This window comes from Lysinibacillus sp. COL-1, assembly GCF_059814265.1.
In genome coordinates, this window is record NZ_JCAWSJ010000004.1 from 1,473,654 (window position 1) to 1,486,022 (window position 12,369).

Sequence of the window (12,369 nt, forward strand, 5' to 3'; positions counted from 1 at the left end):
TACATCTTACCATGTAAAAAGGGTAAGATGAAAGTATGTCTTGACGAATTAACGTGAAATTTATAATATAATAATGAGAATGATTTTCAAATTCAATGAGATGGTCTGAAAGCCTAATAAAAAAATACATAATTTATATGAAAAGGAGCGGTTAGCAATGACATTCGTATTGATTGGAGCAGCTGTAGTGATCTATATTGGTGTTGGGAAATACGTCATGAAACAGGCGACTGCACATTTGAAATAATTACAGCCAAAAGAGTATGGAGCATCAGCGCTTCATACTCTTTTTACTTGCCCAAATGAAGAGAAATATTTATTTTTTCAGAAAATTGTTGTAAAATAAAGCCAATCCTTTAGGGTTATACATAAAGAAATCAGGTGACTAACATGACAAAACTATTAGTAACAGGGTTTGAGCCATTTCTTCATTATAAAATAAATCCAACGATGCAAATTGTCGCAAATTTAGATGGAGAAACAATAGGAGACTATCGCATTGTTGGACGAATTCTCTCTGTAGATTTTCAGCAATCGGCGGAACAATTAAAGCAGTATCTAGAGGAAGTAAAGCCACAAATTATTATTTCTTTAGGATTAGCAGGAGGGCGTTTTAAAATAACGCCAGAGCGCATTGCCATTAATGTGAAAGATGGCGAGCCTGATAATAATGGCTACACGCCGGTCGATGAAAGCATTGATAATGATGGAGCGGATGCTTATTTAACGAATTTACCGATTCGCAATATGGTGAATCGCTTACAGGCAGCGGGGTATCCAGCAGAAATTTCAAATACTGCAGGTACGTACTTATGCAATAATATTATGTATGAAGGACTTGTTTATGCACAGCAACACGAAGGGGTTCGTGCTGGCTTTATTCATATTCCAGCATCATTTGACCTGGCCATCCAACATGGCAAAATTCCTGGCTGGCATATCCGAGATTTAATAGCTGCGGTAAAGCTTTGTATTGAGGAGAGCATACGTGCAACCAATCATTGAATTTCCTCATGCGATGTGGATTAGCCAACATACTATTCGCTTTGCATTCAAGGAGGAAATCTCCCACGCCAACTTTCAGGCAGTCCAAGCATTTAATCGGTTTCTGAAACAGCAGTTACAGCATAATCTCGTCGAAAGTGTTGCAAGCTATCATACTGTTACAGCCTATGTCAAACAGCCTCTAGATATCGGTTCATTGAGAGGGGATTGGCTAGAGATGCAAACTCTCACAGCAATGGCAGAAGGAACGAAGAAAATTTTAAGAATACCCATTTGCTATGATGAGGAATTTGCCTTAGATAAGCAGCGAGTCATGAACTATACAGGTTTATCATTTGAAGACTTTAAAACATTACACTTATCGAAAAGCTATTATGTTTATGTTATGGGCTTTTTACCAGGTTTTCCTTATTTAGGTGAATTAGATACTAAGTTGTGTGTACCACGCTTAAAGAAGCCACGAGCTACTGTTTCAGCTAGTTCTGTTGGTATAGGCGGTAGGCAAACAGGCATCTACCCTGTTGAGTCACCAGGTGGCTGGAATATTATCGGGAAAACTCCTCTAGATTTATTTAATGTTGATCGCCAAGAGCCATTTTTATTGGCTCTTGGCGATGAAGTTCAATTTTATGAAATAACTAAACAACAGTTTTGGGAAATGAAAAGCAAAGGAGTGTAGCGATTGAAGCCACTTCTGCTCGTCACCAAACAAGGTGTCTATGGTAGCCTACAGGACCAAGGTAGATTTGGCTATCGGGCATTTGGTATTCCGTTATCTGGACCGATGGACAAAGTATCGTTTCAAGCAGCACAGCTAATCTTAGAAAATCCTCATGACCAAACATCCTTTGAAATGTTTGTGGGTGGCTTTGAATTTGAGGCATTGGCAGATGGAGTCTATGTATTAACAGGTGGACATTGTACATGCTTGGTCAATAATACACCGATAGAGATGTGGAAAACTTTCCACTTAATGAATGGCGATCGGTTGGTGATTAAACATGTGAATCAAGGCGCGATTGTTTATTTGACACCTCTTGGCGGGTTTACTTCACAAGTTAAGCTTGGTAGTCGCTCAAACCTGTCACTTGGTCAACTAGGAACAAACATCACAAAAGGTAGCATTTTGTATGGGCAAGACTCAGCGCCATTCCATTATAATCGAGGTCTTTATGCGCCATATCGTCCAACTTTTGATCGTGCTATTTCAGTTAGAGTACTGAAAGGCCCTCATTTTCATTTATTTAGGGAAGAGAGTCAACGCCATTTTTTACAAAATGCTTTTCAATTTATTGGTGGTAATCGCATGGGCTATTACGTAAAGGGAACTGTTTTACAGCTGCAAGAAATGCAAGATATTTTGTCAGAGGCGACCCAGTTCGGCACCATTCAAGTGCCGCCAAGCGGTCATCCTATCATTTTAATGGCCGATGCCCAAACGGTAGGGGGTTATCCTATTATTGCGACGGTACATGAAGACGATTTACATAAAGTAGCTCAAATGCGTATGTTTAACACGATACGATTTGCACTGGAGGTAAGAGGATGCCAATAGATATTAACTGTGATTTAGCTGAATATGATGATGCTTTTCTAACAGGAAAAGAGGAAGAAATATTGGACTATGTCACATCCATTAATATAGCATGCGGCTATCATGCAGGGCATCATACGTTGATGCATCAAACTGTTCGCAGTGCCATTCGTAAAAATGTTCATATTGGTGCACATCCAGGCTATCCTGATCGAGAGGGCTTTGGTCGTCGAAACATGGCATTTAGCGCAGCAGAAATTTATGATATGATGGTCTATCAGATTGGCGCATTACAAGCCTTCGTTCAAATTGAAAAAGGCATGCTCCATCATATTAAGCCACATGGCGCACTCTATAATCAATGCGTAAATGATCGGGAAAAAGCGTCAGCTGTCGTCGATGCAGTCTATGATCTTAATCCACAGCTTATTTTATATTGTTTATCTGGTAGCCAAATCGTAGAGATTGCAAGAGGCAAGGGGCTTCAAGTATATGAGGAAGTTTTTTCGGATCGACGTTATAACGATGATGGCACTTTAGTGGATAGACAGGAGCCTAATGCCTTAATACAAACAGAGCAAGAAATGCTGATACATGTAAAAGGTATTTTAACGGCCAATGAAGTCTGGTCTGTGCAATCTAAAAAAATAAAAGTCGCTGCTCAAACTCTATGTATTCATGGAGATGGCCCCCGTGCGCTAGACTATGCAAAAAAAATTGCCGCGCTCAGACAGCAACTATAATAGTAAAATGGATGCCCTAAGGAGAGTGTAGGGCATCCATATTATTGTGTGCTTTGAAAACCCCCTGCTATGCAGGGGGTTCCGGAAAGCTTTTAGCTATGGACAATAAAAAAACTCCAAACGTACAATAAAGTCAGGTCTAGTCAACCGACTTCGTACGAAAGGAGCCACCATAAATGGATAATAAAAGTTTAGCACATACAACGTGGAATTGTAAGTATCATATCGTCTTTGCGCCAAAGTATAGAAGGCAGATTATTTATGGTCAAATTAAAGCAGATGTTGGAAGAATATTGCGCCAATTATGTGAAAGAAAAGATGTAGAAATCATAGAGGCAACAGCATGTCCTGACCATATTCATATGTTGGTAAGTATTCCTCCGAAATTGAGTGTATCTGCGTTCATGGGTTATTTAAAAGGGAAGAGTAGTCTAATGATTTTCGACCGACATGCAAATTTAAAGTATAAATACGGTAATCGTCAATTCTGGTGTCGAGGATACTATGTGGACACAGTCGGCCGAAATAAGAAAAAGATACAAGAGTATATAAAAAATCAATTACAAGAAGATATCCTGCAAGATCAAATGACGATGAAAGAATTCATTGACCCATTCACAGGAGAAGAGATCAAGAGAAAGAAAAAATAAGTAAGCCGCTTTAGCGGTTTGTGTGAAAACGGAGTGCGGTTGGCAGACCATTCAGAATGTCTTTAGACATGGGCCAGTACCCCAGCGTTTCACGCGCAGAGCAAACCACCAGTTATACTGGTGGTTCTGATTTAGATAGTTTGCAGCTTCAAACACAATAATTGCAGCGAGGTTTTTTTACGCAATGATGGTTGGGGCATATAAAAGTTCACATCCATTGCGAACTTTTTAAATCTAAAGACCTCTTACTTTGCATATATTTTCTTGCGTAGCAAGGTAGATTCAAAAAGACGACCTAGTAACATAACTATGTAAGTTACCCCTAATCCAATACATGCGCCTGCTAACACATCTAGAAAGTAGTGCACACCGATAAAAATTCTTGAAATGGCCATTAAGCAGGCCAGCAGGATGAGTACAGTGCCCATTTTTCTTCGTTTCCAAAACAAAGCGAATGCCAGGGCAAATGAACCAGCAGCATGATTACTTGGAAATGAAGGATCCAGAGTTGATTTTTCGAGTAATAATGTTACGCTATGATTGACAAATGGGCGAGGTCGAAAATACGCCATTTCTATAATTTTATCTATACCAAGTGTAAGAATAACAATCGTTAATGCATATAATACTATTTTTCTATTTTCCTGCTGATTTTGGGATTTTGAAAACCATAGCCATATAAATACCAGTCCAAATAGAATGGGCCCATACTTTGAAAACAAGAGGACAAGTTGATCTAAAATCGGATATTTTCCTGCAAACTGGTTTAGTAGTTTGAAAAGTTGATAATCTATATTCATATTCTCTCTAAGATGAAACTCCTTCTAATTTAGTCACTTGTACATTGTCCTCTGATGATAAAAACTCTTCTAATGCACTTTTGTTCTTTTCCAAATCAATATCTAGCACTGCGCCTACATTTACATGTTTGTTGTCAAAAGAACTGGCGACAGGAATTCGTAAAGTATCCACACCATTAGATTTCCCATCCATTAAACCTTTCCCAATAGCAAGAATGGTTTTATTGTCAATATTAGTATCGATATATGCCTCTGCAACACCAAGTATTTTGGGTAAATTTATTAAACTTTGAAAGCTAATTTGTTCTTTGACCTTTGTCATAACTTCCTGTTGGCGTTCAACTCGCCCGAAATCACTTAAACGATCGTGGCGGAATCGTACATAAGCTAATAACTGGTCACCGTGTAAAGTTTGTTCTCCAGGAAATAATGTCATACCAATTCCATATGACATTTCATAAGGGATATCAACTTCAATCCCATTTGGTGCTAGAAGATCCACAATTTTGGGGAATCCTTCAAAATCAACGATAGCGTAGTAATTGACATCAATATCAAAATTCTGCTTAATTGATTTCCTTACAAGTTCTGGGCCTCCAAAAGCAAATGCAGCGTTTATTTTATTCATCCCGTAATCTGGGATGTCAACATACGTATCTCTCATAATCGAAACGATTTTTACATTATTCGTAGTTTGATTATAGTGTGCAATCATTAAAGCATCAGATCTACCTTCGTCTCCTCTAGAGTCACTGCCTATCAATAGCACATTAATCTCACCAAATTGCGGGTCTACACCTTTGAATGGCTCAAAAGTCTCTTCATCTTCTTTATTGATATCGTCTTCTGCCATAGCCAATCCACTATTGTACTGATATATCCAATAAACAATCCCTATTGAGATGATCAATGCAAATGCTAAAAACGAATTTCTTAGCCATCTACGGCTCGTTTTACTATGTTTCATAAATTAATTAATCCACCTATCAGTTATTTTTTAACAAACCTTTTGCAGTAAGTTGTACAGCTATCGCATCGTCCAAATAACCAATAGGAAATAGATAATCCGGAATGACATCCACTGGAATAATAAAATACAATAATGTACTTCCAATTATTGTTAATTCAAATAGTGTACCCTTATTTGTTGTAAATTTTTCATATAACTCTTTCAACTTGCTAATAAATGGTCCAACGCTACCTACACTCTGAATCTTTTCGTTAAAACTCTTATGAATTGTATTTTTTCCTTCTTCTGTTTGAGCAAATAATCCATAATCGTCTAATTTTTTTTCAACATCTTGCACTGAAAATTGATTGTCATAAACATTAGAAGCCTTAAGAAAAGTCTGTATTGCATCAACAGAAGTATGAATATCTGATTGAGACTCTTCATGTCTCTGTTCGATAGGATACCCTGCAGCTTCAACAAGATTAATGAAAGGAATACCAAGACATTCAGCGAATTTTTCTAAATGTTGAGGTGTTGCCTTTCGTTTATTATTGATAATCCGTGAAATCGTAGCTGTATCGACCCCTGTAAGTTCACTAAACTTCCGCATGGATAATGAGCGTTCTTTTAGTAATTCTTTCAACAATAAACCTAGAGTAGTACTTTCTCTATTTTCTGCCATATTCGATTCTCCCTTCTGTTAGTTCCTTAATGATTGTCTAATGGAAAATTACCGTTGTACAGAAGTGTAATATTTTGTTGACAAAATGTCAACAAAATATTAATAAAATGCTGCAAAAGCAAGCAGTAACATCAACAAACCACTAATTACTGTGCCAAATTGCCCTATAGTAAATGAACTAACCTGAACATCAGCGACCTTACTTCCTAATTTGACTCCTGCCCAAACAGTAATAAAGCTCCCGATTGCAGCTGTTAACGAAATGACAACAGGTGAAAGTCCGAGTAGGCCAGCGCCCACACCATTTGTAAGTGCATTTGCTGATAATGCAATACCAAGAAGTATAGATTCTCCCCAGCCGATTTCATCAGACTTATTAAAATCAGCTTCCTCAGGGTTTTTAAAAATACTTTGCCCATTTTTGGGCTGTAACGCCTCTTTTGAAGGTTCATTTTTACGTGGTTTAGCTAAAAGAATGATGCGAATTCCAATGATAAATAACAATAAGGCTCCAAAGATTACAGGAAGCATACCTGGAAGAATAGTCGAGGGCCAAACCCCAAACGTAATGCCTCCCATACTCATAACAAAGCATATAATTGCTATTAATAAATTTTTCCCAAAACTAACATGTATCTTTCGAATCCCGTAAGAGAGCCCTACGCCTAAATTATCTATACTTGATGAAAGCGTAAAAGCTAAAATGATTAACCAAGTCACAGCTTACACCCCTTATTTTTTTATATCATATTATTTATGTTGACAATTGGTGCCTGTTTTCCTAAAATTGTTGACAAAAAAGCAACGGTTATGCCACTTAAAAAAACTCGTCCATTATTGAGTACCATTGTTTTGTTTCATGTACTTACAATGTATTAATTAAGTGTCCTTTGATTTTGGAATAAAAAAAAGACCCAATCTAAGCCTAATAGACAAAGAATCGGAGTTTTCGGTTTTCATTATTTTTTTACTTATTTTAACAGGGGAATCCAAACTACCACCTTGTACAATTTTCCGAACAGTTTTCATTTTTGTTAGAAGTATTGGTTCGAAGTCTATTGCCTGTAAATTTTTTCTTCAAGTGACTTAGATTTCTGTGAATCAATGGACAGAGCAGAAGTACCTGTTACATTAACATGACTATTGATAATGGAAAGTACCACCGATTTACGCCCTTTAGGGTCTTTATTTCATGGTGAAGCCTGTCTGTGCAATCTAAAAAATAAAAGTGGCTGCTTAAACTCTATGTATTCATGGAAATAGGCGTCATGAGCTAGACTATTGTAAGGTTCAGAGAGCTACTACAATTGTAAAATAGATGCCCTAAGAGAGTTTAGGGCATCTATATTAGTTAGGTTAGGTAGTTGTGACTAATTCAACTGCTTCAAGCACAATTGGTGTACCAGCAGAAAGTGATGCTGTAACAGTGTTGAATGTAACTTCAGTTGCAGAAACTGTATAAGCATCACCCTCCTGTAGAACGCCATTGATATATAAATTATAGTAGCCGTTTGTAACTACTGGAAATGCAGTTGCCGCTGTACCGCTATCATCTAAAAAAGTTGTAGCAGCGACTGTAGTACCATCTGTAATGGCAAGAGGTGCAGCTAAAACGTTAAAAAATCGTGTAGATGTACCTGTGACATTGACATGAATATTAATAATGGAAAGTGCCATATGATTCACCTCCTTTCTTGGATATTAATTTGTCATAAAGCCAAGCGATTCAATGATAATGGGTGTGCCTCTATACAAAGTGGCATTGTAGGGTACGATTGTTAAGGCGGCTGGTGTTATGGTGTAAATGCCACCTTCTTGCATCACCGCATTAATATAAAGATTGACGTAACCGTTTGGCGAGAAGAGGGTAAACTCTGTAATATTGTCAGCATTATCATTCCAGAAGAGAGTCGCTGGCAGCGTGACCCCATTTGTTAGATCAAGATCGGCTGTGACGATATAAAAATAGCGGTGGATAATCGGCAAAATAGTGCCCTCTGGAACGATAGGAGGAGGGACGATGGGCGTGCCGTTTGTTGCTTTGATACGGGGCCAGAAAAATCGATCCTCACAGTGACACGGACAACTTTTTTCTATGATTCGATGAGACTTAGGGTTCAGCATGTGCGATCACACTCCATTCTTAAAAAATAACCTTTGCCCCGAATACATTTACTATAAAATATGAAGAAAATAGCAAGAGAACTAGTTGACCATCTATCATTTGAGGAAGATTATTTCGGATCATCAACATTTTATGATGGGACTTATTAGGATAGAAACGTTGGCATACATGCTTTTTACCGTAAATTAGTGTTATACTTTGCTAGTTGAATAAGGTAGAATACTAATTATGAATAATTAACGAAAAAGGGGTAACTGGTTTCATGAAAGATTTTGAACAACAATTGGAGGAGCTATTAAAGCAAGCTTCTTTGCAATACATAATCTATCAGCATAATGGTGATACAGAACGCATGGATAAAACCTCTCTTTTTGCTCGAAAAATTCAGCAAAAAGAGTATGTGATTGGCTTTGCGGGTCATTTCTCTGCTGGGAAGTCGAGTATGATTAATGCGCTGTCTGGTGAAAACTTACTGGCATCTAGTCCAATTCCAACAAGTGCGAATATCGTAAAAGTGCATAAATCAGAGGAAGATTTCGCAATTGTCTATATGCACAATGAAAAGCCTGTGAAATTTGAGGCAGGCTATGATTTTAAAACAGTAAAAGAGCTTAGTAAGAATGGGGATTTAGTGTCACAAATCGAAATTGGGCACAGTGCCTCTACACTACCACTAGGCGTTACTGTCATGGATACGCCGGGAGTAGACTCCACAGATGATGCACACCGCATGTCAACGGAATCGGCGCTCCATATTGCAGATATCGTATTTTATACAATGGATTATAACCATGTGCAGTCGGAACTGAATTTCCAATTTACAAAGCAATTAATGAAATACAATCCAAACGTTTATTTAATTGTCAATATGATTGATAAGCATAAAGATAATGAATTGAGCTTTGAAGACTTTAAAGCAACGGTTCATCAATCCTTTGCCGCATGGGGCGTTGTGCCGAAGGGTGTATTTTTCACATCATTGAGAGAGCCTGAACATCCACATAATGATTTTGAGGTCGTAAAGAACATCGTGATGGACAGTATGAATGATTGGCAGGAGCAGCTTGTACAAACGGCAACGAATACATTGCGTTTACTGCAAAGTGAGCATGACCATTATTTAATGGAAGAAAGACAGGATCGTTTAACTATTGATGAAGAAATTTTAAGTGCGGACGACTGGGCACACCATCAAGATATTTTAGAGCAATACAATAAATTAAATCGTCAAGTTGAATTATTCTCAGTAGAGGCATGGAACGAAACATTTGAGGAGCAACGGAAGGAACTACTAGCCAATGCAGCCATCATGCCAGCTGATGTACGTGATCGCCTCCGCCTTTATTTAGAAAGTGTGCAGGAGGGCTTTAAAGTAGGGGGACTCTTTACAGCGAAGAAAAAAACAGAGGAAGAGCGTAACCGTCGTAAAGAGGATGCATATAGTGCCTATCAGAACGTCGTTCATGCACAAATTACTGGGCATTTAAAAGGACTTATGAAAAAAGCATTAAAAGATGTAGGTGCATTAAATGAAGAGCGTGCTTCCGCCATTGATGCCTATGTATTTGACTTACCTTTTTCATTGATTGAGCAGCAAGTTCAAACTGGTGCCCTGTTAACAGGTGATGCTGTGTTAAACTTCGCCAACCGTGTCGCGGAGGCAACGAAGCGCTACTTTATTCAGGAAACAGATAGCTGGAAAAATGCGCAAGCAACAACGCTTGAAGCTGTGGCAACAGAAACGGCTGCACCATCAAAATTAAAAATGGCGGGTATGCAAGACAAAGTGGATGCAATTAAGGCAGTGCTTGAAATCGAAGGCTATCAGCAATATAGTGCAAGCATTATGCATCAAGCGAGCAATGAAATCCGTAAAGTTGCGAATCAGCAGCTAGTCAATTGGGCACAGTCATTTAAGCAAGATTTAGCCGATATTCGTTTGTTTGATGAGTCCATGCTGAAGCCAAAAGAGCAGGTCATCGAACAAGAGGAAACGCAGCAAGCCATCAGTGCAACGACTCTTCCAATCGATGGTGTGATTAATCGCGCACTGCATACAGCCAATGCAGTCAAAGAGGTTCAAGGCTTTGCAGAAGTTGCCCATTACCTTGAAAATAAAGTGGAACGTTTACAGAAAAAAGATTTTACGATTGCTTTGTTTGGCGCATTTAGTGCAGGGAAATCATCCTTCTCCAATGCCTTAATGGGTGCAAAGGTGTTACCTGTATCACCAAACCCAACAACAGCAGCCATCAATAAAATTCGTCCAGTAACACCAGAGCATCCACATGAAACGGCCGATGTACAGCTTAAAACAGCCGAGCAAATGCTAGAGGATATTCAAGGCTCGTATGCGGCAATTGGCTTGTCTGTAGCTTCGTTGGAGGAAGCCTATAATCGTGCTGATGAAGGGCTTGCCGTTCAGTTAACGGATGAACGTTTAAATGTTCATAAGTCATTTATTCGTGCCTATAAGGAAGGCTATCCAATATTTAAATCTGAGCTTGGTACGATCATTCGTGTAGGCCGTGAAGAATTTGAAAAATTTGTGGCGCAAGAAAACAAATCATGCTTTGTTGATAATATTGATTTCTATTACGATAGCCCATTGACACGCATGGGTGTGACACTTGTTGACACACCAGGAGCGGACTCGATTAATGCTCGTCATACAGGTGTAGCCTTTGAATATATTCGCAATGCTGATGCCATCCTATTTATTACGTACTATAACCATGCCTTTGCTAAAGCTGACCGTGAGTTTTTAATTCAGCTTGGTCGTGTCAAGGATGCATTTGAACTTGATAAAATGTTCTTTATTGTAAATGCCATTGATTTAGCAACAACAGAAGAAGAACAGGAAGACGTAAAAGGCTATGTTCGTTCAGAGTTACAACGTTTTGGCATTCGTTTCCCACGACTGTATGGGGTATCGAGTCTTTTAGCATTAAAAGAAAAAGTAGAAGGTGCTGATTTAACATCTGGCATGCCACTATTCGAAAGCGACTTCCATACATTTTTAAATGATGAATTAAGTGCCTTAGCAGTACAGGCTCTTGCAGAAGAAGTCGATAAAACAGAGCAACGTTTAGCCGATTTAATCGCACAAACGGAGGAAAACTTAAAACGTAAAGATGAGCGTTTAGAGGAATTAACAACACTTGAACAACATATCCAATCGAAGTTCAGCGTGCTCAATACAAGCATGCTAGAGAGTGAAACAAAGCAAGAGCTTGATGAGCTCCTGTATTATGTTCTCCAACGTGTCTATTATCGTTATCCTGAGTTCTTTAAGGAAGGTTATAATCCTTCGACATTTGCTGCGATGCCAGCACAGCAAGCATTGGAGCATGCACTGAAGGAAGTGATGCAAAGCTTGCGTTTTGATTTTACACAAGAAATGCGTGTCACAAACTTCCGTTTATCACAGTTCATAGGCAAGAAAATGCAACAACGCTTCAAAGATGAGGTGCGTGAGCTGAAAGAGTTGAATAGAAGCTTCTCGTTCCTAACCTTTGAATCTTCAGAGCCAAATTTACTGGATTTTGAAGGGCCATTCACAGATATTTCAAAATATACTAGCGTAAAATCTCACTTCCGCAATCAAAAAGCTTTCTTTGAGAAGAATGAAAAAATAAAGTTGAGCGAGGCGCTGGAAGCTGTAACAAAACCAGATGCACAAGATTATTTAGATGCACAGAAAGTTTTTCTTATGACATGGGCCATTACGTTTATTGCAGAGGAAGCCGAAAAATTACGTTTATATATTTATCATCAAGCGCTTGAACAAATTGAGACAGAAAGACTTGCCTTACAAGAAGAGAGCCGTTTAGCTTCTTGGAAAGCAATTTACGCACAATTACAATACGCATGAGGTG

General features: G+C 38.5%; 12 protein-coding genes. 6 read left to right on the forward strand and 6 right to left on the reverse strand.

The window, feature by feature from the left end:
• Positions 1-390 precede the first annotated feature (390 nt).
• The 5 genes from pcp (at position 391) to tnpA (ending at position 3,932) form a co-directional block, all read left to right on the forward strand.
• Entirely contained in the window at positions 391-1,005 is a 615-nt protein-coding gene (gene pcp, locus AC6BKE_RS15440; RefSeq protein ID WP_499857162.1) for a pyroglutamyl-peptidase I, read from the forward strand.
• Positions 989-1,684, forward strand: coding sequence for a 5-oxoprolinase subunit PxpB (gene pxpB, locus AC6BKE_RS15445; protein ID WP_340833919.1), 696 nt, complete (start codon positions 989-991; stop codon positions 1,682-1,684). The genes pcp and pxpB overlap by 17 nt, the downstream gene beginning before the upstream one ends.
• A 3-nt stretch (positions 1,685-1,687) precedes the next feature.
• A complete protein-coding gene (locus AC6BKE_RS15450) occupies positions 1,688-2,560 on the forward strand; it encodes a 5-oxoprolinase subunit C family protein (protein WP_058845110.1) in 873 nt (290 codons plus the stop codon).
• Positions 2,551-3,282, forward strand: a complete 732-nt coding sequence (locus AC6BKE_RS15455; RefSeq protein ID WP_499857165.1) for a 5-oxoprolinase subunit PxpA — start codon at positions 2,551-2,553, stop codon at positions 3,280-3,282. Before AC6BKE_RS15450 ends, AC6BKE_RS15455 begins: the two co-directional genes overlap by 10 nt.
• A gap of 176 nt (positions 3,283-3,458) precedes the next feature.
• Complete coding sequence (gene tnpA, locus AC6BKE_RS15460) at positions 3,459-3,932, forward strand: IS200/IS605 family transposase (RefSeq protein WP_036129052.1); 474 nt, start codon at positions 3,459-3,461, stop codon at positions 3,930-3,932.
• A 245-nt stretch (positions 3,933-4,177) separates the two neighbouring features.
• On the opposite strand, the gene AC6BKE_RS15465 is transcribed toward tnpA, so the two are convergent.
• From AC6BKE_RS15465 to AC6BKE_RS15490, 6 genes are all read right to left on the reverse strand, one after another.
• On the reverse strand, positions 4,178-4,732 hold the full coding sequence (locus AC6BKE_RS15465; protein ID WP_058845111.1) for a phosphatase PAP2 family protein: 555 nt from the start codon (positions 4,730-4,732) through the stop codon (positions 4,178-4,180).
• Between the two features lie 7 nt (positions 4,733-4,739).
• On the reverse strand, positions 4,740-5,699 hold the full coding sequence (locus AC6BKE_RS15470) for an LCP family protein (protein WP_338653553.1): 960 nt from the start codon (positions 5,697-5,699) through the stop codon (positions 4,740-4,742).
• Between the two features lie 19 nt (positions 5,700-5,718).
• Complete coding sequence (locus tag AC6BKE_RS15475; RefSeq protein WP_036118291.1) at positions 5,719-6,366, reverse strand: helix-turn-helix domain-containing protein; 648 nt, start codon at positions 6,364-6,366, stop codon at positions 5,719-5,721.
• Between the two features lie 99 nt (positions 6,367-6,465).
• On the reverse strand, positions 6,466-7,086 hold the full coding sequence (ytaF, locus tag AC6BKE_RS15480; protein WP_499857168.1) for a sporulation membrane protein YtaF: 621 nt from the start codon (positions 7,084-7,086) through the stop codon (positions 6,466-6,468).
• A gap of 636 nt (positions 7,087-7,722) precedes the next feature.
• The gene (locus AC6BKE_RS15485) at positions 7,723-8,043 is read right to left on the reverse strand and encodes a DUF4183 domain-containing protein (protein WP_036118284.1); all 321 of its coding nucleotides are present in this window, start codon (positions 8,041-8,043) and stop codon (positions 7,723-7,725) included.
• Positions 8,044-8,067: 24 nt separating this feature from the next.
• Positions 8,068-8,352, reverse strand: coding sequence for a DUF4183 domain-containing protein (locus tag AC6BKE_RS15490; RefSeq protein ID WP_230593753.1), 285 nt, complete (start codon positions 8,350-8,352; stop codon positions 8,068-8,070).
• A gap of 401 nt (positions 8,353-8,753) precedes the next feature.
• Between AC6BKE_RS15490 and AC6BKE_RS15495 the strand changes: the two genes are divergently transcribed.
• Positions 8,754-12,365, forward strand: a complete 3,612-nt coding sequence (locus AC6BKE_RS15495) for a dynamin family protein (RefSeq protein WP_499857171.1) — start codon at positions 8,754-8,756, stop codon at positions 12,363-12,365.
• The last annotated feature ends 4 nt before the right edge of the window (positions 12,366-12,369 follow it).